Source organism: Nocardioides sp. InS609-2, assembly GCF_023208195.1.
GTDB lineage: Bacteria > Actinomycetota > Actinomycetes > Propionibacteriales > Nocardioidaceae > Nocardioides.
The window spans coordinates 367484-388694 of sequence record NZ_CP060034.1 but is presented as its reverse complement, the minus strand read 5'-3'; the positions used below and the strand labels follow the sequence as shown (position 1 = coordinate 388694).

27 protein-coding genes and 1 pseudogene are annotated in these 21211 nt (G+C 68.3%); 11 read left to right on the top strand and 17 right to left on the bottom strand.

Annotation, left to right across the window (positions count from 1 at the left end; all coding sequences use genetic code 11):
• Window positions 1-17: 17 nt before the first annotated feature.
• Window positions 18-521 carry a GNAT family N-acetyltransferase gene (locus H4Q84_RS02090; protein WP_248581754.1) on the bottom strand — a complete coding sequence of 168 codons (504 nt, stop codon included), beginning with the start codon at window positions 519-521 and terminating at the stop codon, window positions 18-20.
• Entirely contained in the window at window positions 514-1296 is a 783-nt protein-coding gene (locus H4Q84_RS02085) for an alpha/beta hydrolase (RefSeq protein ID WP_248581753.1), read from the bottom strand. The genes H4Q84_RS02090 and H4Q84_RS02085 overlap by 8 nt, the downstream gene beginning before the upstream one ends.
• A 188-nt stretch (window positions 1297-1484) precedes the next feature.
• On the opposite strand from H4Q84_RS02085, the gene H4Q84_RS02080 reads away from it, so the two are divergent.
• From H4Q84_RS02080 to H4Q84_RS02070, 3 genes are all read left to right on the top strand, one after another.
• Entirely contained in the window at window positions 1485-2138 is a 654-nt protein-coding gene (locus tag H4Q84_RS02080; RefSeq protein WP_248581752.1) for a TetR/AcrR family transcriptional regulator, read from the top strand.
• Window positions 2139-2925: 787 nt separating this feature from the next.
• Window positions 2926-3150, top strand: coding sequence for a hypothetical protein (locus H4Q84_RS02075; protein WP_248581751.1), 225 nt, complete (start codon window positions 2926-2928; stop codon window positions 3148-3150).
• The gene (locus H4Q84_RS02070; protein WP_349238417.1) at window positions 3045-3719 is read left to right on the top strand and encodes a class I SAM-dependent methyltransferase; all 675 of its coding nucleotides are present in this window, start codon (window positions 3045-3047) and stop codon (window positions 3717-3719) included. Before H4Q84_RS02075 ends, H4Q84_RS02070 begins: the two co-directional genes overlap by 106 nt.
• On the opposite strand, the gene H4Q84_RS02065 is transcribed toward H4Q84_RS02070, so the two are convergent.
• The 4 genes from H4Q84_RS02065 to H4Q84_RS02050 all read right to left on the bottom strand — a co-directional run bounded on the left by H4Q84_RS02065 (window position 3716) and on the right by H4Q84_RS02050 (window position 6065).
• A complete protein-coding gene (locus H4Q84_RS02065; protein WP_248581750.1) occupies window positions 3716-4879 on the bottom strand; it encodes a DUF6596 domain-containing protein in 1164 nt (387 codons plus the stop codon). The two genes, H4Q84_RS02070 and H4Q84_RS02065, sit on opposite strands and share 4 nt — an antisense overlap.
• 33 nt (window positions 4880-4912) lie before the next feature.
• Complete coding sequence (locus tag H4Q84_RS02060) at window positions 4913-5320, bottom strand: YciI family protein (RefSeq protein ID WP_248581749.1); 408 nt, start codon at window positions 5318-5320, stop codon at window positions 4913-4915.
• Between the two features lie 116 nt (window positions 5321-5436).
• Window positions 5437-5751, bottom strand: coding sequence for a type II toxin-antitoxin system PemK/MazF family toxin (locus H4Q84_RS02055; protein WP_248581748.1), 315 nt, complete (start codon window positions 5749-5751; stop codon window positions 5437-5439).
• Entirely contained in the window at window positions 5751-6065 is a 315-nt protein-coding gene (locus tag H4Q84_RS02050) for a hypothetical protein (RefSeq protein WP_248581747.1), read from the bottom strand. Before H4Q84_RS02050 ends, H4Q84_RS02055 begins: the two co-directional genes overlap by 1 nt.
• 119 nt (window positions 6066-6184) lie before the next feature.
• Between H4Q84_RS02050 and H4Q84_RS02045 the strand changes: the two genes are divergently transcribed.
• Window positions 6185-6772: an NUDIX hydrolase gene (locus tag H4Q84_RS02045; protein WP_248581746.1), complete on the top strand. Its 588-nt coding sequence runs from the start codon at window positions 6185-6187 to the stop codon at window positions 6770-6772.
• Window positions 6773-6843: 71 nt separating this feature from the next.
• On the opposite strand, the gene H4Q84_RS02040 is transcribed toward H4Q84_RS02045, so the two are convergent.
• From H4Q84_RS02040 to H4Q84_RS02015, 6 genes are all read right to left on the bottom strand, one after another.
• Window positions 6844-7557 carry a VOC family protein gene (locus H4Q84_RS02040; RefSeq protein ID WP_248581745.1) on the bottom strand — a complete coding sequence of 238 codons (714 nt, stop codon included), beginning with the start codon at window positions 7555-7557 and terminating at the stop codon, window positions 6844-6846.
• Window positions 7558-7629: 72 nt separating this feature from the next.
• Window positions 7630-7872 carry a hypothetical protein gene (locus H4Q84_RS02035; protein ID WP_248581744.1) on the bottom strand — a complete coding sequence of 81 codons (243 nt, stop codon included), beginning with the start codon at window positions 7870-7872 and terminating at the stop codon, window positions 7630-7632.
• 54 nt (window positions 7873-7926) lie between these two features.
• Window positions 7927-8937: an NADP-dependent oxidoreductase gene (locus H4Q84_RS02030; protein ID WP_248581743.1), complete on the bottom strand. Its 1011-nt coding sequence runs from the start codon at window positions 8935-8937 to the stop codon at window positions 7927-7929.
• A 4-nt stretch (window positions 8938-8941) separates the two neighbouring features.
• Entirely contained in the window at window positions 8942-9364 is a 423-nt protein-coding gene (locus H4Q84_RS02025) for an organic hydroperoxide resistance protein (protein ID WP_248581742.1), read from the bottom strand.
• On the bottom strand, window positions 9361-9822 hold the full coding sequence (locus tag H4Q84_RS02020) for a MarR family transcriptional regulator (protein WP_248581741.1): 462 nt from the start codon (window positions 9820-9822) through the stop codon (window positions 9361-9363). The genes H4Q84_RS02025 and H4Q84_RS02020 overlap by 4 nt, the downstream gene beginning before the upstream one ends.
• Window positions 9823-9858: 36 nt before the next feature.
• Window positions 9859-10170 carry a hypothetical protein gene (locus H4Q84_RS02015; RefSeq protein ID WP_248581740.1) on the bottom strand — a complete coding sequence of 104 codons (312 nt, stop codon included), beginning with the start codon at window positions 10168-10170 and terminating at the stop codon, window positions 9859-9861.
• A 16-nt stretch (window positions 10171-10186) separates the two neighbouring features.
• Between H4Q84_RS02015 and H4Q84_RS02010 the strand changes: the two are divergent.
• The 3 genes and pseudogenes from H4Q84_RS02010 to H4Q84_RS02000 all read left to right on the top strand — a co-directional run bounded on the left by H4Q84_RS02010 (window position 10187) and on the right by H4Q84_RS02000 (window position 11873).
• Window positions 10187-10747: pseudogene (locus tag H4Q84_RS02010) on the top strand (GrpB family protein).
• A 13-nt stretch (window positions 10748-10760) separates the two neighbouring features.
• Window positions 10761-11258, top strand: a complete 498-nt coding sequence (locus H4Q84_RS02005; protein WP_248581739.1) for an anthrone oxygenase family protein — start codon at window positions 10761-10763, stop codon at window positions 11256-11258.
• 72 nt (window positions 11259-11330) lie between these two features.
• Entirely contained in the window at window positions 11331-11873 is a 543-nt protein-coding gene (locus H4Q84_RS02000) for a DUF5701 family protein (protein WP_248581738.1), read from the top strand.
• Between the two features lie 98 nt (window positions 11874-11971).
• On the opposite strand, the gene H4Q84_RS01995 is transcribed toward H4Q84_RS02000, so the two are convergent.
• Both H4Q84_RS01995 and H4Q84_RS01990 read right to left on the bottom strand, forming a co-directional pair.
• Complete coding sequence (locus H4Q84_RS01995) at window positions 11972-12652, bottom strand: isochorismatase family cysteine hydrolase (protein WP_248581737.1); 681 nt, start codon at window positions 12650-12652, stop codon at window positions 11972-11974.
• A 5-nt stretch (window positions 12653-12657) separates the two neighbouring features.
• A complete protein-coding gene (locus H4Q84_RS01990) occupies window positions 12658-13671 on the bottom strand; it encodes a glycerophosphodiester phosphodiesterase (protein WP_248581736.1) in 1014 nt (337 codons plus the stop codon).
• A gap of 50 nt (window positions 13672-13721) precedes the next feature.
• Here H4Q84_RS01990 and H4Q84_RS01985 point away from each other — a divergent pair, with 50 nt between their 5' ends.
• Window positions 13722-14378: a peptidylprolyl isomerase gene (locus H4Q84_RS01985; RefSeq protein WP_248581735.1), complete on the top strand. Its 657-nt coding sequence runs from the start codon at window positions 13722-13724 to the stop codon at window positions 14376-14378.
• 190 nt (window positions 14379-14568) lie between these two features.
• Entirely contained in the window at window positions 14569-15042 is a 474-nt protein-coding gene (locus H4Q84_RS01980; protein ID WP_248581734.1) for a hypothetical protein, read from the top strand.
• A 226-nt stretch (window positions 15043-15268) separates the two neighbouring features.
• Here the strand turns inward: H4Q84_RS01980 and H4Q84_RS01975 are convergent, their stop codons facing one another.
• From H4Q84_RS01975 to H4Q84_RS01965, 3 genes are all read right to left on the bottom strand, one after another.
• Window positions 15269-15736, bottom strand: a complete 468-nt coding sequence (locus H4Q84_RS01975; RefSeq protein WP_248581733.1) for an OsmC family protein — start codon at window positions 15734-15736, stop codon at window positions 15269-15271.
• 32 nt (window positions 15737-15768) lie between these two features.
• Entirely contained in the window at window positions 15769-15912 is a 144-nt protein-coding gene (locus tag H4Q84_RS01970; RefSeq protein ID WP_248581732.1) for a hypothetical protein, read from the bottom strand.
• 163 nt (window positions 15913-16075) lie between these two features.
• Entirely contained in the window at window positions 16076-17830 is a 1755-nt protein-coding gene (locus H4Q84_RS01965) for an aminotransferase class V-fold PLP-dependent enzyme (RefSeq protein ID WP_248581731.1), read from the bottom strand.
• Between the two features lie 43 nt (window positions 17831-17873).
• On the opposite strand from H4Q84_RS01965, the gene pepN reads away from it, so the two are divergent.
• A complete protein-coding gene (gene pepN / locus H4Q84_RS01960) occupies window positions 17874-20336 on the top strand; it encodes an aminopeptidase N (RefSeq protein WP_248581730.1) in 2463 nt (820 codons plus the stop codon).
• Entirely contained in the window at window positions 20333-21181 is an 849-nt protein-coding gene (locus tag H4Q84_RS01955) for a formate dehydrogenase accessory sulfurtransferase FdhD (protein WP_248581729.1), read from the top strand. The genes pepN and H4Q84_RS01955 overlap by 4 nt, the downstream gene beginning before the upstream one ends.
• Window positions 21182-21211 lie beyond the last annotated feature (30 nt).

Genomic DNA, 21211 nt, shown 5'->3' with positions numbered 1-21211 from the left:
CACGGGCAGATGGTAGGTCAGCGCAGTGCCGTCGAGCTCGGCTGCAGTCCCGGTGCGTGTGCCCTCACCATCGCGGTAACTACCCGGTTGTCGGCGGCGGTGGTGACCTGGATCCATTCCGCCCGCATCGCGACCGCCTCGTCGCGTAGTGCGTACAGGAGCGCTGAGCCGATTCCGCGTCCTCGCTGGTCGTCTCGCACCAGCAGCGCGATCTCTACGGCCGGCCGCCCTTGCCACGACTTCGCGTGGGCACACATGCCGTGGCCCACCACAGCCTCGCCGGCCAGTGCGAGCACCGATCGTGATGACGCGTCACGGGCGAGCAGGCGGTCGACCAGGGCGGTTAGTGGCGGTCCACCGAAGCCGACGAGAAAGCGCTGGTGGAGGGCGTCCGCGGACGATCCAGCCAGCAGCTGTACTACTCCCTCACGGTCTTCGGGCCCCGCCGGCCGGACGGACAGCGCACTCAGGAGCCGGGCCGCCGGCCATAACTGAGCGGCCGCCTCGGCGACGCTAGTCATCTGCGCGGCCCTCCCGGCCGATGAAGTTGACCACCGCCTGGACCACCGACGGGGAGTCGAGGATGCGGCTGTGCCCTAGCCCCGCCGTCTCGACGTACGTCGCCCGCCGGCCGTAGGTCCGGGTGATCACCCTCGCCTGTGCGGGGCTCACCACCGCGTCGTCGGAGTCGTGGACCACTAACAGGTCGCAGTCGGCGGGGCTGTCCACGGAGAAACGGCGCCAGATCTCGGCGTCACCGTCGAAGAGTGAGCGTTCGATCGAGCGTCGCAGCCCAGTGGCCACCACGCGGCTCAACCTCAAGCCGTCGCAGAATGCGTCGACGAGGTAGCCGAACTCGCCCATTCCGCTGACCGCCACCACCCGGGCTGGCGACAGGCCCCCTTGGCGCACGGCATAGAGGGTGAACAACGCCCCGAGTGAGTGTCCGACCACCGCATCGAAAGGACCGTGACGCTCGGCCAGCCCGCGCATGATCGCCTCGTGGTCGAGGATCGTCACCGCGCGACCCGCGGAGCCACCGTGGCCAGGCGCGTCGTAGGAGACCGGGCTGTAGCCGGCCTCCACTAGTGCGGTGACAAGGAGCGCATAGCGCGAGGCCCGAGCTCGCCAGCCGTGCACCAGCAGGACGGGGCGTCGGCCGTCGCCCCACGTGTAGGTCACCACAGTCCGGCCACGGTGTACCAGCTCACCCACGTCGGCCGACTCGTGAACAAGCCGCTCCGCGGGACGCACCGGCCCGCGGGCCAGCGGCCGGCGCCACAGTTCGAACGTCATCCGTCCGGCGAGGCTTGGCGAGACCCGCGCTGTGGTGTTGATGGCGTGGCGGACCGTGCGGCTGGTCATGCTCGTGGGCCCGGCCGGGATCGGAGGGACTGGAGCAGTCTCGAGTTGAGTCATAAGAGAACGAACGATCGTACTGTTAGTTAGAGATGTCAAGTCTTCTTCTTGCTAGTGTCGAGTCCATGGACGAGACCGCGCTCGACGAGACGGACGGCCGCCTGCGGCGGGGCAGTGAAACCCGGCGCGCGGTGCTGGCCCGGGCTGTGCAGGTTGCCTCGTTGCACGGCCTGGACGGCATCTCAATCGGACAGCTGGCCACCGACCTGTCGATCAGCAAGAGCGGCCTGTTTGCTCGCTTCGGCGCCAAGGAGGAACTCCAGCTCGCCACCATCAGGGCCGCTCGGGCGATCTACGCCGACGCTGTTGTGGCGCCAGCCATGCGGGTGCCTCCAGGGCTGGCACGCGTGTGGGCCCTCAGTGAGTCGTGGATCGCCTACTCCCAGGCACGCATATTCCGCGGCGGCTGCTTCTTTGCGCGGGCGAGCCTGGAGTTCGGCGGGCGACCAGGAGCCGTCCGCGATGCGCTCGTGGCGGCCCATCGCGAGTGGATGTCCCTGCTTGGGCAGACCCTCGACGACGCAAGGTTGCTCGGCGAACTGCTTCCCGCCCTCGACGTTCAACAACTCGCCTTCGAGCTCCAGGCCGTCCTGGACGCGGCGAACGTCGGATCCCTGCTCGACGACGAGCAGTGCTACGCGCACGCCCGCGCTGCTGCCCAGCAACGACTCCAGCAGGCGGTAGCGCCCGACATCGCCCTGCCCTGGGACGCCGGCTGACCCTTGTCGGCAGCCGGTGGTGGAGGCTTGACCCCTCGACCTGTTGCGCCGAGGCTCACCGCTCCCCTGGCGCACCCACCGCACCTTCGAGCCGAGAGTCAACTATTACGGCACGCCAGTGATTCTCATCAGCACACTGAACGAAGACGGGACGCCCAATCTGGCGCCGATGTCTTCGGCGTGGTGGCTCGGCAAAAGCTGCATGCTCGGACTGGACACCACCTCGCGGACCACCCTCAATCTTCACACACCGGAACCCCGGTCGTTCAGCCTCACAAGGCCGCCAAGGGATATGTGTTCGCGAGAGACAAGTTCGACGTGGCCGGCCTCACCGCAATCGAGTCACATGTTGTGAGCCCGCCGCGCGATCGCGAGTTCCAGATTCATCTAGAGGGACGAGTTGAGGCAATCCACGACGTCGGTGACGCCGACTCCGGCGTGGCAGCTGTTGAGATCGGCATCCTGCGCTCCCACATCGACCCTGACTTACTGATCCCCGGATCCGATCGATACATCATGCCGACCAAGGAGTCTTCGTCAATCGAGTCGCCCCGTACGTCGTCAGGCGGCCGGAACTCGCCGCCGGGCCGGGCAGCTTTGTGCTCCTCCCCTTCGGCCCGCCGCGCACCTTCCTCGTTGGCCCCGAGGAGCCGTTGCACATCCTGCAGATTACGACGCCGTCGGGCTTCGAGGAGTTCTCTACGGCCGCCGGGAACTAGCGTCCAACCACGGACAATAGGGGTGTCGTGGTCCCCCGAGTCGCATTCGCGGCATCTACGCTCCGGGCATGGAACAAGGGACGATCGATGAGGCGATTCAGGCCTACTACGGCAGCCAGTTCGACGAATCCGCACGACTCACAAGTCGCTCCGCCCAGGGAGCACTCGAGTTCATCGCGCGCAGGAAATCATCACTGACCGCATCGCCCCGCATTCGAGGATTCTCGACATCGGTGGTGCCACTGGTGTCCACGCCGCGGCTCTTGCGGATGCGGGGCATCACGTCACTCTGATCGACCCGGTGGGGACGCAGGTCATCAGGGCCGAACGGCACGGCACATTTACCGCTCAGGTCGGCGACGCTCGCCAGTTGGAGTTCGAAGCTGACACCTTCGATGCGGCACTGCTCTTCGGGCCGCTCTACCACCTGCACTCACAGGAGGAACGCCGCGCTTGCTTGCGGGAGGCTGTGCGCGTCGTCAACCCTGACGGGCTGATCTTCGCTGCCGTGATCCCCCGATTCATCCGCCACGCAGTCGTGACCCTGGCCGAGGGCATCCCCCATCCCTACCCCAAGGAATGGATCGCGCTTCTCGAGCACGGCACACCCACACCGGGAGGACGCTTCCCCGCAGGTCACTTTCATACCGCCGAGGAGCTTGAAGCCGACCTTCTTGATGTCGGCTTGGAAGACGTCGAGCTCTGTGCCATCGAAGGCGTCGCCGGGCTCGCCTTGGAGCACATCCACGGCGAGGACCCGGAGCTTCTGAGCGCCGCCCTGACCCTGGCTCGAAAGACCGGGCATCTTCCGGGGATTCGGGACATGAGCAACCACCTCATGGCAATCGGACGTGTTCCCTAGATCCCGTCATCTCCGCGCGGCAGCGCGTGATTGATCCGCGCCGCTTGTCGGGTGAGGTGGTCACGTTCGGCGAGATTGTGGGCGGACCGCGCGGCGTCGGCGTACAACCGCGCCGCAGTCGGCAGGTCACCAGCCTTCTCGTGCAGGTACGCCGCGGCGGCGGTGTGCCGCGGTAGGTCGGGGTTCACGGTGGCCAGGGCTGCGAGGCCCGCCCGGGCGCCATCGGCCTGACCGATCGCGACGGCCCGGTTGAGCTGCACGACGGGGCTGCCGGTGAGCCGGAGCAGCTCGTCGTACCAGCCGACGATCTGCACCCAGTCGGTCTCCTCGGCGCGCGGCGCGTCGGCATGCAAGGCGGCGATGGCGGCCTGGGCCTGGAACTCACCGAGTCGGTCACGACCCAGCGCTGTCTGCAGGACGTCGACACCCTCGGCGATGAGCCCCGTGTCCCAGCGGGATCGGTCCTGCTCCCCCAGGGTGACCAGGCTCCCGTCGGGCCGCGTCCGCGCCGGTCGTCGAGCGTGGTGGAGCAGCATCAACGCCAGCAGCCCCGCGCCCTCCGCGTCATAGGTCATCGACGCCAACTGCCGGGTGAGCTGGATCGCCTCGGCCGCCAGGTCTACGTCACCGGTGTAGCCCTCGTTGAAGACCAGGTAGAGCACCCGCAGCACCGTCGCCAGGTCGCCGGGCTCCTCGAACCGCACTCCCCCGACCGTGCGTTTGGCCCGGCTGATCCGCTGCGCCATCGTCGCCTCCGGCACGAGGTAGGCCTGAGCGATCTGTCGGGTCGTCAAGCCACCGACGGCGCGCAGTGTGAGGGCCACCGCGGAGGCAGGGGTCAGCGACGGATGGGCGCACAGGAAGAAGAGCTGCAACGTGTCATCCGCGGACTCGGTCGGTCCGGGCGGCGGCTCGACCTCGACCCTCTGCTCCCGGTCGCGACGGGAGGCCTCGGCGCGATGGGCGTCCAGGAACTTGCGCCAGGCAACCGTGATCAGCCAGCCCTTCGGGTCGGTCGGCGGCCGGTCCTGCCAGGTCAGGGCGGCCTGGATGAGTGCTTCCTGCGCGGCGTCCTCGGCCGTCGCGAAGTCGACTCCGCGACGCACGAGGACGCCGATCACCGAGGGAGTCAGCTCCCGCAGCAGCAGTTCGTCGATCACCGGGTCCGTCCTATCCGTGATCTGCCGGTCAGGTCACTCGGTGATCGTCGGCGGTGCGGTCAGGAACGGGCGCACCTCGAGCCACTCGTGGATCGGCTTGCCGCCGGCTCCGGGGGCGGCCGACAGCTCGCCGGCGAGCGCGAGCGCGCGGTCGTACGTGTCGACGTCGATCACCATCCAACCGGCGATCAGGTCCTTGGTCTCCGCGAAAGGCCCGTCGGTGACTGGCGGTCGGCCCTCCCCGTCGTACCGGACGAACGTGCCCTCGGGCGAGAGCGCCTGGCCGTCGACGTACTCACCGGTGCCCTCGAGCCGGGTGGCGAAGTCGTTCATGTACTGGATGTGGTCCTCGACCTCCCCCGGTGTCCACCTGTCCATCGGGACGTCGTTGACGCCCTCGGGGGCGCCGCGGTAGTGCTTGAGAAGCAGGTACTTCGTCATGCTGGTCTCCTTGGTGTGGTGCGGCCATGGTTGCCGCGTCTGCCCCTGGGACGGAGCCGCCAGGCCGGTCTCGACATCGTCGGCCACATCCTCTTCGAGGACTTTCCCCAGCCCGGTCAGGAGATGTCGTCCGTGCGCAGCGCGAATGCGTTGATGATCGCCGCCGTGAGTTCGCGTTCCTGGCGCTCGAAGAGGAATCCGATGTGGCGTCCCAGCGCAGCCTTGTCGATCGTGATGACGTTGTCGCAGCTCACGACGGACGGCTGGTCCAGCCCGTTGGCGGCTCCGACCGGCACCTCAGTGCTCAGGCCCTTCACGGTCGAGGTGATCGGAGCGACGGTCACGCGGCGCATTGCGGGTCGCACCGGATCGCGCGTCAGCACCAGGACTGGGCGAGGCTTGTCCAGGTGCGCAATGTGTATGTCGCGCATCAGTCGTCGATCGACGAGTGGCCAACCAGTTCGTCGAAGTCGTGGTAGTCGCCCGACTCCTCAAGGATCCGCGCATCCCGTTCGCCTCGCAGCTGCTGCTGGTAGAGATTCAGCGCCCGCGCCACGACAGCGGCACGCGACCCGGCTCCGTCACGCACCAGACTGTCGACGTACTCGACAAGCTCATCCTGCAGGCGGACCGCTATCTGGGTGGACATACCGAGATGATACCACTTTGGGATTCGCAGCCGATGGTCGCCCGCCGACAACGACTCGTCATCGGGATGAGCGAACACCGCGAGCAGGCTCGGCACGGTCGGGACCTTTCACCTGGATCTACAGGACGTGGGACGAGGCCAGGCTCGCCGAGCCGTGACTGCGACCCGGCGCATGACACGCTCCCCCGCTCCTCCGACCGGGCACACTGAAGGCCGTGGAAGCCCTTGGCAGCAAACAGATGTACGCCAACCCGTGGATGTCGGTCCGGGAAGACGCGATCCGTCGCCCGGACGGATCCACCGGCATCTACGGCGTGGTGGACACCCCGGACATCGCGCTGATCATCCCGTCCGACGGCGACCGGTTGCATCTCGTCGAGCAGTACCGGTACCCGGTCGGCGGCCGACGCTGGGAGTTTCCCTCCGGAACCGCTGACCAGAGCCTCGACGTCGACGCGGCGGCGCTGGCCGCACGCGAGCTGCGCGAGGAAACCGGGCTCTCGGCCAGCACGCTGACCCCGCTCGGCACGCTCGACGTCATGCCCAGCATGTTGAGCCAACGGTGCCGGGTCTTCCTCGCGACGGGCCTGACGCAGGGCACCCCTCAGCGAGATCTCGAGGAGCAGGACATGCGGTCGGCCTGGTTCACCCGCGCCGAGCTCGAGCGCATGATCACTGACGACACCATCACCGACACGAGTCCATCGCGGCGTACACGCTGCTGCTCCTCAGTCCGCTTCAGCCAGGCCGGCACGCTCCTCGCGGAGCTGGCACTTGAGGCTCTTGCCCGACGGGGCGCTTGAAGCTGGAAAGTACGCCGCGGCTATGGGTCAGCGTCACCCCGCGCCACGTCGCTCACTGGCCGCCGGTCTCGCTACCGGGGGGTCAAGACACAGAACTCATTGCCATCGGGATCGGCCATCGCCACCCGGCTGGCCTCGCTCCGACCGGTGTCGATGCGAGTCGCCCCGAGAGAGACGAGCCGGTCGACCTCTGCCTGCTGGTCACCGTCGGCAGGTGGAGCGAGATCGAAGTGCAGCCGGTTCCTACCGGTCTTCGGCCTCACCGGCGGGCCGCCCCACGTGATCTTCGAACCACCGCCCGGCGCCTGGATCGCAGTCTCCTCGTCCTGGTCCCAGACCAGCGGCCAACCCAGCGCCTCGCTCCAGAAGTAACCGACCTCCTGCGAGCCGTCGGACGACAGCGCTCCGATGAGTCCGGTGTCAGCAAGGAAGTTGTTGCCCGGCTCGATGACGCAGAACTCGTTGCCCTCGGGGTCGGCGAGCACGACATGGCCCTCCTCGGGGAGCTGACCGATGTCGATGTGCCGGCCGCCAAGTTCGAGCGCCTTCGTCACCGTTTGTTCCTGGTGCTCGAGGGACGTGCTCGTCAGATCGAAGTGCATCTGGTTCGGGCCGTCCTTCTGTTCCTGGGTCGGAAGGAAGTGGATCCGGAACTCGGTGTCGTCACTCGGCAGCAGCGTCACGCCGTCGTCGGCCGTCTCCCGGCCCAGGACGCCGGCCCAGAAGTGCGCGAGTCGGCGTGGATCGTGTGCGTCGAAGGAGAGCGCGAAGAGGTGAGGGGTCATCGCTTGCAACGCTAGGTGCTCGGGTCCGGTCCCGCACGCGAACAGTTCAGCGCACGAGGCCGCTCCCGACCCCTACGAGTAGCGGTGGCTCTTGGCCGCGTGACCGTGCTCGCGGGTGCAGGTGCGCCCGCTGATGGCCCGATGACCGCACAGGAGCGAGTCGGTCGACTCCGGGGTGGCAGCGGGACGCTTGGCCTCGACACCTTTGGGAGCCGGCTTCTTCGTCGCCTTGGCGACTGCTGACGGCTTGGCTGCCTTCGCGGCTTCCGCGTAGCGGGCCTCGCGCATGGCGCGCAGTCCATCCATCTTGCTCATCGTCGGATCACCCGACCACCCTAGGGCCGACGTCGGACAGTTCCGAACAGGCGCCTACAGCTTGACGAGCATCTTGCCGGTGTTGGCTCCCCCGAGGAGGTCGATGAAGGCCTGCGCAGCCTGGTCGAGACCCTCACGCACCGTCTCGTCCCGCGTGACCGAGCCGTCGGCGAGCCAGCCGGCCATCTGCTCAGCGAACTCGGCCGACTTGTCGGCGTACTCCCCCACCAGGAAACCGCGCACGTTGAGTCGCTTGCCGATGAGGAGCGCCAGGTTGCGGGGGGCAGGACTCGGCTCGGTGGAGTTGTACTGCGAGATGGCTCCGCACATGGCCACCCGGCCGTACAGGTTCAGCGAGGAGAGGGCCGCCTCGAGGTGCTCGCCACCCACGTTGTCGAAGTAGACGTCGATGCCGTCGGGCGCGGCCTTCTTGAGGCTGGCCGAGACGGGACCGTCGTGATAGTCGAAGGCGGCATCGAAACCGAGCTCCTTCAGCCGGGCGACCTTCTCGGGCGAGCCGGCACTGCCGATCACGCGAGAGGCACCGGAGGCCTTGGCGATCTGACCGACCACGGCTCCGACGGCGCCGGCCGCGCCGGACACGAAGACGGCGTCACCGGGCTTGAACCGGGCCGCGTGCAGCAGCCCGCCCCAGGCGGTCAGCCCGGTCATGCCGAGCGCGCCGAGGTAGGCCGACTCCGGCGCGAGGGAGGTGTCGACGACCGTGACCTTGCCGGCGTCGAGCACGGCGTGCTCGCGCCATCCGAGGCCGTGCAGCACGGTCGCGCCGACTGCCACGTCGTTGCTGGCGGAGGCGATGACCTCACCCACGGCGCCACCGTCGAGCGGCGTGTCGATCTGGAACGGCGCGACGTACGACTTCACGTCGTTCATGCGCCCGCGCATGTAGGGGTCGACCGACATGTAGCGGTTGGCCACGAGCACCTGACCGTCGTCGAGCACGGGTAGGTCGACCTCAGCGAGCTTGAAATTGTCGGGCGTCGGCCAGCCGTCGGGCCGGGACTCGAGGTGGATCTCACGGGTGCGGAGGGGCACGGAGAGCATCTGGTCAGTCCTCCACAACGTCGAGGGTGACCGCGATGTTGCCGCGCGTGGCGTTGCTGTAGGGGCACACCTGGTGCGCCATCTCGGCCAGCCGCTGGGCCGCCTCGAGGTCCAGGCCGGGGATGACCACCTCGAGGGTGACCTCGAGCGCGAAGCCGCCGTTCCCGTTGGGGCCGATGCCTACGAGGGCTCCCACGGAGGACTCCCCCAGGTCGGCCTTCTCACGCCGGGCGACGGTCTGGAGTGCCGAGTGGAAGCACGCCGCGTAGCCGGCCGCGAAGAGCAGCTCTGGGTTCGCGGCGCCACCTTCGCCACCGAGCTCCTTCGGGATCGCCAGGTCGGTGTCGACGATGCCGTCGGAGGTGCGCACGTGGCCGGCTCGGCCGGCTCCCGTGGCGAGGGCTTCTGCGGTGTACAGGGAACTCATGAGACTCCTTGGTTGTGTGCTTGTTCGTCTGGATGCTCGGCAACTTCGGAGAGTCGACGCGCAAGGGTGCGCAGCGTCGTGACCTCCTCGGCGGTGAGACCGACCTTCGCGGCGATCTCGCGCTGGACGCGCGTCACGGGCTTGCGCATCGCCTTACCCTCTGCGGTCAGGTGGATGCGCACCCGTCGTTCGTCATCCGCCGAACGCCGCCGCTCGACGAGCCCGAGTGCCTCGAGCCGCTTGAGCAGCGGCGATAACGTGCCGCTGTCGAGGTACAGCCGCTGTCCCAGCTCACCCACGCCGACGCCGTCCTCTTCCCACAGTGCCAACAGGGCGACGTACTGCGGATAGGTCAGGCCCAGCTCACCGAGCGCGCTGCGGTAGGCGCCGGTCGCCGCGCGGGCGGCGGAGTACAGCGCGAAGCAGAGCTGGTCGTCGAGACGGGTGGTGTTGCCCATGCACGAAGAATGGCACGCAATTCAATTGTGCACAATTCAACGCGCGCGACGCGCGCCCTCGTCGAGCCTCTCGAGCCCCTGCCGCGCCCCTGAGCTCTTCTCCTCGTCAAGAGGGATCGAGAGCACACCCTGGACCATCGCGGCGGGCAGGGCTTCAGCGAGCCCTTCGGTATCGCCGTACGCCGCCATCGTGCGGTTCCAGTCGGCCGGCCGGACCGACGAGACGAGGTCGTCCAGCGGTTCCCGGCCGCTCGCGTCGGCGAGCCCGAACGACCCGGCCCGCCTGATCGGCTGGCTCGTCAGTGACGAGGGCCGGTGGGTAGTCGGCCAGGTGCGCGCCTCCCCCACGTCATAGGTTGGCCTGGTGATCTCCGTCGTCGACTACGACCCTTCGTGGCCACACCGGTTCGACGCCCTGCGCGATGAGTACGCCGAGGCCTTGACGGCGGCCGCCACCCAGATCGTGTCGATCGAGCATGTCGGGAGTACGGCGGTGCCCGGGCTCGCCGCGAAGCCGGTCATCGACTGAGACATCGTCGTCCGTGAAGCGCACGTCGCGGCGGCTTCCGACGTACTCGTGTCGCTGGGCTTCGCGCCGCTCGGCGAGCTCGGCATCCCGCAACGCTTGGCGTTCAAGGAGCCGGCCCGGCTGGCCGGCACCAACACCTACGTCGTGGTCGACGGCTCGCTGTCGTTGCGCAACCACGTGATGGTGCGCGACGCACTCCGGAGCGACGCCCGGTTGAGGGACGAGTACGCCGCGGTGAAGCGCGAGGTCGGGGCGTCGGCGGCCGACATCGACGAGTCCGGCCGGGGCAAGAACGCCATGGTCCAGAAGATCCTCGCCGCCGCGGGGCTCACCGACGACGAGCGCGCGTCGATCGGCGCCAACGCCGTGCCGTCCCACGACGAAGTCCCCCGCTAGATCGGAGCAGCAGATGCACGACGTACTCCTTGGTGTCGCCCTGGTGGGAGCCACCATCACCACCGGGCTCACGGCCGGAGTCTTCGCGCTCTACGCGCACACGATCATGCCGGGGCTGAGGAAGGTCGACGACCGCACGTTCATCCGGAGCTTCCAGGCGATCGACCGGGCGATCATCAACCCGTGGTTCATGGCCGGCGGGTTCGTCGGTGCGCTGGTGCTCACGCTGGCTGCAACCGTGCTCAGCCTCCGAGAGGATCCGCTCCCCTGGCTGGGCGTCGCGCTCGTGCTCTACGCCTTCACGTTCGTGGCCACGATCGCCGTCAACGTCCCCCTCAACGACGCCCTCAAGGCGGTCGACCCCGATGGCGACGTCGACCTTGCCGCCGTACGCAGGGAGTTCGGCGAGGCCCGCTGGGCCGCGTGGAACCTCGCCCGCACCGTCGCCAGCACCGGGGCCTTCGCCTGCCTGGCCTGGGCGCTCGTGGTGTTCGGTGGCGCCACCGGCTGAGCCGGGCGGGAACCCCTGCGGCAGTTCGCGCGTTGGACTCCTGCCAACCCACGCCGTCCCGGAGGTCTGTACTTGCCCACCACGCTCGCGCCACTGCCCGCCCTCACCGCACAGGCCGATCGACTCATCGAGCTCGGCCTTCACCAACAGGCCGGACTCACCACCACTCAGTTGTACGACGCGGCAGCGGCCGGCCAGCCGGGCGACCTCCTCGTGCTGCACCACGATCGGGTGGCGGCTTCGGTGCTCGCGCCACTCCTTCAGCGGATGGACAAGCCGGGCTTCGTGGTCGAGGACATGACCGACGTCGACCTGTTCGTGCCGATCGACGGCGTGATCGTGCCGCCGTCCGCCCTCTACCTGTTGCGCGACGTCAGCCGCGGTGACGAGATGGCGAACTGGAGCCCGGACGAAGCCCTGCCCGCGATCGAGGCTGACGGACGCACGCCGCTGACGTTGACCGAGGGCATCCACTGGGCGCTCCAGCAACCCGACGTGATCGAGCGCAACCACTGCTACATGACCATCGGCTCCCGGCTCCCGGCTGCGGAAGCCGAACGGCGCACTCGACGCGCGCACGCCCGCACTCTGGATCAGCAACGGCACCGGGCGTGACGGCACGGACCGGCGTCAGGCCCCGAAGGTGGGTTGGTGCTGGGCCGGCAATCGGCACACCTGGCTCGGCTTCGCGAGCGCGGCGTCGAGATCTCAGCTCACGTCCTGACCTCTCCCCCTGCGAGCAGGGCCAGCACATCAGCCGTCGGCCGCACGTCGGCGAACGAGCGGTAGAGCGTGTGCAGCGCCGCATTGTGCGACCTGTCGTCGCCGGCCGCGCAGCCGTCTGCGACCACGATGGTCCGGTAGCCCAGGGTGGCGGCGTCGCGGGCGGACGACTCGACGCACACGTTGGTGACGGTGCCGGTGATGACGACGGTGTCGACTCCCCGGGTCTCGAGCTGGGCGGGCAGATTCGACCGCCCGGGGAAGAACGCGCTCCACGCTGACTTCTCCGCCACGATGTCGGCCTCGTCGGTCACGAGTCCCGGCACCATCCGGTCGGCCAGCGCGCCGGCGCCGCCGGAGCCGGCGTACAGCTGTGCCACCTGCTCGCCGTAGAACTCCAGCGCCCAGGGACTGGGTTCGACCGCCACCTCGGGCAGCACCCAGGCCACGACACCGCCGGTCTGACGCGTTGCGGAGGCGAGGCTGTTGAGCTGCGGCACGATGCCGCGCACGAACTCGTTGTCCTGCGCGAACAGGCCCACCATGTCGACCACGACGAGTGCCGTGGTGCGCGGGTTCCAGCTCTCGTAGGCGAAGCGGCGGCCGCGGCGCTGCTCGTGCCGTGCATACTCGCGTTCGGCGATCTCCCAGGCATGCCCCTCGGTCGACACCGGCGTCAGGGTGCGCAGGGATCGACGCCCGGGCGGCCCGGCCGCTCGATCTTGCGCGCCTCGAGGATGCGCTCGAGCAGCTTCGGCTTCGCCGCCATCACGCCGTCGACACACGCGTCGAGCACCCTGTTGTACGTCGCCCAGTCGTCGGGTGCGCTGCAGCTGAACCAGACGTGCACGGCGTACCCGTCACTGTGCGCCCGCTCGACGAACTCGCGCGTGACGATCGGGATGCCGGAGTAGCTCACCGGGACCTGGAGCGCGGCCGTGCCCTCGGCCGGTCGGACGCCGCCCAGGAAGTAGCCGAACAAGCTCGACTGGCCCGGCGCCAGCGCGATCTGCGGCGCTTGGGCGTGGAAGCGGGCGATTGCCTCGTCCTTGAACGACACCACGATCACGTCGGTGCGGCCGCTGCGGTTGATGAGCTGGGCAAGCAGGTCGGCGTTGTGCAGGTACGACGCGAGGTCGTCGTCGCTGGCGCCCTTGATCTCGATGTTGATCGGCGTGTCCGGGAAGGCCTCGAGCACCTGCGCAAGGCTCGGGATGCCGAAGTCGATCTGGCGGTAGCCGCGCACCTTCACGTCGCCGTACCTCGCACCGCGCAGCTTGTAGCGCTTGTCGGCGAGACCGTGCTCGGCGCTCTTGCCGCGGACGAACCAGTACGCGGCGTCGAGCTTGCGGACCTTCCGCCAGGGCAGCTTCGAGACCAGTCCATGACCGTCGGTGGTCTCGTCGACGTCGGCGTTGTGGATGACGACCAGCTTGCCGTCGCGGGTCGACTGCACGTCGAGCTCCAGCATGTCGCCGCCAGCCTTCACCGAGCGCTCGAACGCGTAGAGCGTGTTCATCGGCGCCTCGAGCTCGCCACCGGAGTGCGGCATGCTCATCACCCGCGACTCGAGCCACGGGTGAGGCTCGACCTGTGCCTGCGCGGGCGGGTTCAGCAGCGACGAAGCGACCAGGGCCGACGCGATGGCGAGGGCAGCCGCGCGACGCCCGGCGCGGCGCAGAGCACTCATGGCCACAGCCTGCCATGCCGGACCGAGGCTCCTCGCCTACTATCGCGGCCATGCGCGTGCGAATCCTTGCCCCCCTGGTCTCCGTGGTGGTCCTCCCGTTCCTACTCGTTGCCTGCGGTGGGGACGACGATGACGACGGCGGAGCCGGCGTCGCGTGTGACTACCCCGAGGACTCCGTGGCAGCGTCGAAGGACGTCGACCCGCCTCCGGACAAGGCCACGGTGAAGGGCGACGTGGCCGTGACGTTCGAGACCTCCATCGGCGCTCTCGAGATGACGATGGATGCCGACGCCGCGCCGTGCACGGTGGGCAGCATCGTGTCCCTCGCCGAGCAGGGCTACTTCGACTCCACGTCGTGCCACCGGCTGACGACGTCCAACATCTTCGTGCTCCAGTGCGGCGACCCGACGGCCACCGGTGGCGGTGGCCCGGGCTACACGATCCCCGACGAGTTCACGGGCGAGGAGACCTACCCGGCCGGGACGCTGGCGATGGCCAACAAGAAAGACCAGCCGAACTCCGGCGGGTCACAGTTCTTCATCGTCTACGACAAGACGCAACTGCCATCTCAATACACCGTCTTCGGCACCATCGACGAAACGAGCCTCGACGCGATCCGCCGCCTTGCTGCTAACGGCACTACCACCGGTAGCCCCGATGGCCCTCCAAAGACACCGGTTGAGATCCGCACGGTCACCATCTCCTAATTGCGCGGTCGTCGACGAAGTATATGGACTCGGCGGCACGCGAGACCGTGGCCGTAGGTGTGTTGTCGTCGAGCACCCCCTGGTCGCGCGATGCGCACTCCGAGGGCGCTATGGTGGCGCGAGGTGATCACCCAGGTGGCCATCGTCACTATCGGCATCGGGCCGATATTGTGTCTACGGGAGGATAGGTATGCTTCGCAAGTTTCTCTTGCTCGCTACATCCATGGTCTTTCTCACAGGGGGAGCGGCGATTGGTGTCGTATCGCCTGCTTCGGCTGCAGGGGTATGTGCCGGGAAGGCCCACAAGTTCATTGAGCTGAGATTCAATGCATTCGCTGGGCATGCGATTGTGGCGAACAACAAGTTCTGTTTCAAAGCGCCGGTTGGAACCGTTGGGCCACTTTACGGAATCTCTGGCACCACCCCGCCGACGATCAGTTTGCCGTCGCGGCTTCCTATGGGGGGAGGAGAGTCGGTCGAACTCATCTCTGGTCCAGACATCATTAGCACGTCTGCCGACCAGCACATCTACCGCATTACAATCAAGCAAGGCGCCGTCATGATCCCGCCGAATCAGTCATTCAGTTTCGACATTCACTACTACGGCAATGGAACCGGGAAGATCTGTTTCGTTGGAGGCTCCTGTGGGCCGACCGGCTACTAGCGTCTCGAGGTCACGACTGATGTCAAGTTCCCGAGGCGAATGGAAGCCACTGATCGTGCTTTTCGGCGCGCTCTTGGTCGTCGGATCGGGGATCCTTGCCGTAATGCTTGTGGCAATGGCCATTCGCGGATCCTAATCGCCTTGCTCTGATCCAAGATGGGTCGTCGGCGGAGAGGGCAAACTTGTCAGCTCCGCCGACGATGCATGTAGCCCAACCCGGGGCGCGTCACCCGTACGTCGAGCCTTCGACGTACTCGATGGGCTCGCCGAGGGCGACGGTGCGGCCGACCGAGCAGAGCCGGTCGCGGGTCTGCGCGATGGCGCGGGGCAAGGCGGCGCGCGCCGCGTCGCCGGCCTCCCCCTCGGGGAAGACGACGTCGAAGCTGACCCGCAGGCCGACCAGGTGGTTGCCCTGCTCGTCGCGGATCTTGTGACCCGAGGCCGTGAGGTCGAACTGCGTGGCCCCGGCACGCTTGCCGGTGATGCCGTCGACGTCGATGGCGCTGCAGCCGGCGATGGCGGCCAGGAGGAGCTCGACCGGGGTGAAGTCGGGATCGTCTCCCCCGCTGCCGATGAAGGTCTCACCACCGCGGGCGTTGGTGGCCTTGTAGCGACCCTCGCCGATGCGAGTGAGGGCGATCGAGCGGAAGGTCTCGTCGGTGAGTTCGGGCGTCTGGTGTGCAGGATCGGTCATGAGCCAGAGCCTGCCAGACGCGCCGGCGTCGGTCAGCGACCGAAGATGCGCAGCGCCAGGATCAGCCGGCGGTCCTGCGTGCGAGCCAGCTCGACCGTGCGCAGCAGCGCGTGGTCGTCTCGCGAGTTGGCGCGTGCCCGGACGATTCCGTAGGCCTCGTGCAGCTGCGTGCTCATGGTGCGTCATCCCTTCGGTCCGCGTTGGACCAGCCATAGTCAAGTGCCGTTATTGTCACAATGTCGTGTAATGGACGGCATCGCTTTTGCGACTATTACAGTCTACGATGACAATTAATGACCTGTGACCGTTTCAAGGGTGATGTGCCCCACGAGATGGGGGTCACAGAACGGCTATGGCATCCTTCGGCAGGTCGAACCAGCGCAGGTGCTCGAAGTCGGCGCTGACGTTGGCCGGGTGCTCGTCGAGGGGCGGCGGAGTGGCCGCGTCGAGGATGCGTACGGCGTCGAGCAGGTGCTGGGCCAGTAGCTCCACTCCCCCGACGTCACGGGCACACGGCATCGAGAAGCTGCCGTCGTCGGCGTACCGGATGCGGTGCAGCGACAGCGGCGGCTCGACCAGGCCCTCGCGGTGTCGCCAGCGTCCGGTCGCGGGGTCGAAGAGATAGTCACCGAGCAGCCGCCAGCCGTCGCGCGCGACGAGCCGCACCGCCTCGATGAGGTAGTCGCTGACCGGCTCGGAGACGAAGTAGTTGAAGTTCATCCGCACCCAGCCGGGCTTGATGCCTTCGCAGCCGCCGGTGATCTCCCGCTCGAAGGCGTGCGAGCGCTCGATGTCGATGCCCAGGAGCCGATGGCCGTAGGGGCCCGCGCACGAGCAGCCGCCGCGCGACTGGATGCCGAAGAGGTCGTTGAGCAGGGCCACGACGTAGTTGTGGTGCAGGTAGCGACCGCTGGGCGAGCGCACCATGAAGGACACGATCGAGAGGCGCTCGGCGTCGAGGTTGCCGAGCAGCTCGACCCCGGGCTCGTCGCGCCAGGTCTCTACCGCCCGGCGCAGTAGCCGTTCCTCACTCGCCCGGATCGTCTCGACGCCGACGGCGTCCTTGAGCTGGAACACCAGCCCGGCCCGCACCGCCTCGATGATCGCCGGGGTGCCGCCCTCCTCGCGGTGGGCGGGATCGGTCAGATAGCTGTGCTCGTCGGCGTTGACGTAGGCGACGGTGCCTCCCCCGGGCACGTCGGGCACCCGGTTGGCGAAGAGCTCGCGCCGCGCCACCAGCACGCCCGGTGTCGAGGGCCCGCCGATGAACTTGTGCGGGCTGAGGAAGATCGCGTCCTTGAAGGCGCCCGGTCGGTCGGCGGGCGCGTTCATCTCGATCTGGACGTACGGCGCGGCGGCCGCGAAGTCCCAGAAGCTCAGCGCGTCGTACTCGTGGAGCAGCTCGGAGATGCCGGCGGTGTCGGACACGATGCCGGTGACGTTCGAAGCCGCCGAGAAGCTGCCGATGCGCAGCGGCCGGTCGGCGTACTTCTCGAGCTGGTCACGCAGGTCGGCCTGGTCGACGTGACCGTCGGCGTCCTGCCGGATCGTCACGACGTCGGCGACCGTCTCGCGCCACGGCACCTCGTTGGAGTGGTGCTCGAAGGGCCCGATGAACACCACCGGGCGATCGCCCGGCGCGATGTGATCGCTCAGGCCGTGCAGGTCGTCGAGGGTCGACGGGATCCGGAGGCCGAGGATGCCGATCAGCTTGGCGATCGCGGCCGTGCAGCCGGAGCCGGTGAACACGACGACGGTTTCGTGGTCACCACCGACCGCCGTACGAATGATGTCCCTGGCCTCTTCGCGCAACCGCGTGGTCTGCAGGCCGGTGCCGCTCGACTCGGTGTGCGTGTTGGCGTACGACGGCAGCACCTGGTCACGGATGAAGTCCTCGATGAAGGTCAGCGCCCGGCCTGACGCCGTGTAGTCGGCATAGGTGACCCGACGGCGCCCGTACGGCGTCGCCATCACGTGGTCCTCGCCGATCACCGCCTCGCGGATCGTCGCCAGCAGCGGGTGGTCGGCATCGTCGTGCGCACCCATGACGACACCGTAGACCGCCTGTCGACCCGGCGGCATCGCGTTGGTCATGCGCCGCGATCCGACGCTCGGAACCACCTCCTAGAGTGAGCCTGTGACCTCTCCCACACAGTCTCTCCAGCACACCGAGGCGCAGGCGCGCCGCGCCCTCCTCGACATCGAGTCGTACGACGTCCGCCTCGACCTCGCGGCCGACGACGCGACGTTCTCGTCGGTGACCACGATCCGCTTCAGCTCTCGCGGTGGGCCGACCTTCGTCGACCTCAAGCCGGTCAGCGTCAGGACCATCACGTACGACGGCGCGTCCGTCGACCCCGACACCCTCGACCGCGGCCGGCTGCCGATCGAGACGACGGCGGGCACCCACGAGCTCGTCGTCGACGCGGTGATGCCGTTCCGCAACGACGGCGAGGGCCTGCACCGTTCCGTCGACCCGGCCGACGGCAGGCACTACATCTACGGGATGAGCTTCATGGACGCCGCCCCGACGATCTTCGCGTGCTTCGACCAGCCCGACCTCAAGGCGCCGTACACGTTCCACGTGGTGGCGCCGAGCGACTGGGTCGTCATCGGCAACGCACCGGGCGAGCAGGTCGAGCCGGGCGTCTGGGAGTTCGAGCAGACACAGCCGCTGTCGACCTACTTCGTCACCCTCGTCGCCGGGCCGTACCACCTGGTCACCGACGAGCACGACGGGATCCCGCTCGGCCTGAGCTCCCGGGCGTCGATCGCCGCCGACCTCGACAAGGACGCCGACGAGCTGTTCACGATGACGCGACAGTGCTTCGACGAGTTCCACCGGCTGTTCGGCATCCGCTACCCGTTCGGCAACTACCACCAGGCGTTCGTGCCGGAGTTCAACGCCGGCGCCATGGAGAACCCTGGCTGCGTGACCTTCCGCGACCCGCTGATCTTCAGCTCGCGCGTCACCCGCGGCCTGCGCATCCAGCGCGCCACCACACTGGCGCACGAGATGGCCCACCAGTGGTTCGGCAACATCACGACGCCGGCGTGGTGGGACGACCTCTGGCTCAACGAGTCTTTCGCCGAGTACATGGGCAACCGCGTGACGGCCGACGTCACCGAGTACGACGACGCGTGGACCCACAACGCCTACGCCCGCCGCCAGTGGGGACTCGTCGCCGACCAGCGACCGTCGACCCACCCGGTCGCCGGCAACGGTGCCTTCGACGCCACGGTCGCGTTGCAGGACTTCGACGGCATCTCCTATGCCAAGGGCTCCTCGATCCTGAAGCAGCTGAACGCCCGGATCGGTGACGACGTCTTCTTCAAGGGCGCCATCGACCACTTCGAAACCCACCGGTTCGGCAACGCCACCATGCACGACCTCTTCGCGTCCTGGGAGAAGTCCGGGGCGGGTGACCTGTCGGAGTTCACGTCGTCATGGCTGCGCACCGCCGGCCCGGACGCGATCGTGCTCGACCGCGAGGCCTCGGTGATCCGCCGCACCGCGCCGGCCGGGCATCCGGCCGATCGGTCGCATGCACTGAGGGTCGCGACCGCGAGACCGGGTGAGGCATGGAAGGTCGAGCCGTTCACGGTCGCCGGTGACAGCACTCCCTTCAGTGCGCCTGCTGGGGCGGCCGTCGTACTCGATCCGTTCGAGGACAGCTGGGCGCTCGTGCAGCCCGACCCCGAGACGGTGTCGCTGCTCAAGGCTGCGCTGCCGACCACCGACGACGCCCGGTTGCGCTCGGGCATCTGGAACAACGTGCGCAGCGCCTTCCACAACGCCGCCATCGACCCGGCCGACGTCATCGACCTGGTCGAGGCGGGCATGCCGGTCGAGGACAGTGACGACGCCGTGTCGTTCACGATGCCGTGGGCGATCGGCAAGGCCGCCGCGCTGTCCAACGAGCCGCTCGCGTCGCTCGCCCGCATCCACCAGGTGATGGTGACCAAGACGTCGTCGAGCGAGCCGGGCTCGACGCTGCAGCTGTCGGCGTTCCAGTCGGCGATCAGCAGCGCGACCGACGCCCGCACCCTGCGCGGCTGGCTCGCGGAGGACGTGCCCGACGGGATCGAGGTCGACCTCGACGTGCGCTGGAAGATCCTCGTCGCGCTGGCGTCGATGGGCGAGGCGACCCGCGACGAGCTCGACGACGCGCTTGCTGCCGAGCCGACGGCCAAGTCGAGCGTCGAACACTCCCGTGCGGTGGCGTCGATGCCGGACGCCGAGGCCAAGGCGTGGGCGTGGCAGCGATTCACGGGCGAGGCGGGCGTGCCCAACTACGAGCTCGAGTCGGCCGGCCTCGGCATGTGGCGGGTCGGTCAGGAGCACCTCACCGACGAGTACGCGCAGCGCTATCTCGACGCCCTCGTCGGCCTCGAACAGGTGCACGCGGGGTGGGTTCTGGGCGACGCGGTGCGCTCGTTCTTCCCGATCACCGCGCTCTCGGACGACGTCGTGGCGCACGCCGAGCTGCTCATCGCCGGCGGAGTGCTCGACCTCACCGTGCGTCGTGGCCTCGTCGACATGACCGACGAGCTCACGCGCCGGATCGCGGTGACGAAGGCGTACGGCGGCCCCTCATGACCGATCTCGCCCGCCGTCCCGGGCCCACGACCCGCACGAAGGTCGAGGTGTACGACGGCGACGCGGTCTCGCGGCGCGAGGACCGTCTCGCCACCGAGGAACCGCTCGAGATCAGGCTCGAGTGGCCGGGTATGCCGGCGCACCGGGTGTGGGTCACCATGCGCACCCCCGGTCACGACTTCGAGCTCGCGGCGGGGTGGGCCACGCACGAGGGGCTCCTGCGCGGCGGCGGGCTGGGTTCGGAACATCTGGCCAGCGTGGCCTACTGCACCGACACCGCCCTGGCGCGCGAGCAGGAGTTCAACGTCGTCACGCTCTCCCTGCGTGAGCCGCCGGCGCGCGACCCCGGCCTGCGCCACGACACGTCGGCCACGGGGTCGTCGGCCTGCGGTGTCTGCGGCAAGGACAGCATCGATGCGGCGCTCGACGTGCCGCCCGGGGCTGTCCGGTGGGCGGGTGAGGTGCCAGGCCCCGACGTCGTACGACGGCTGCCGGAGGCCCTGCGCGAGCATCAGTTGGTGTTCTCACGCACAGGTGGCGTGCACGCTGCCGCGCTCTGCGAACCCGACGGCACGCTCCTCGTCGTCCGTGAAGACGTCGGCCGGCACAACGCCGTCGACAAGGTCGCAGGCGCGCGGGTGCTGGCGGACGAGTCCGCGGCGGCGTCGTGCCTGCTGGTGAGCGGCCGCGCCGGCTTCGAGCTCGTCCACAAGGCGGTCTCGGCCGGGGTCGGATCCTTGGTCGCGGTCGGCGCTCCCACCAGTCTGTCGGCGCAGCTCGCACGCGACTCCGGTCTGGTCCTCTACGGCTTCACCCGCGGCGAACGCTGCGTGCGCTACACCTGACGGCGTGGGTACGCCGCGGTGTCGGTGACC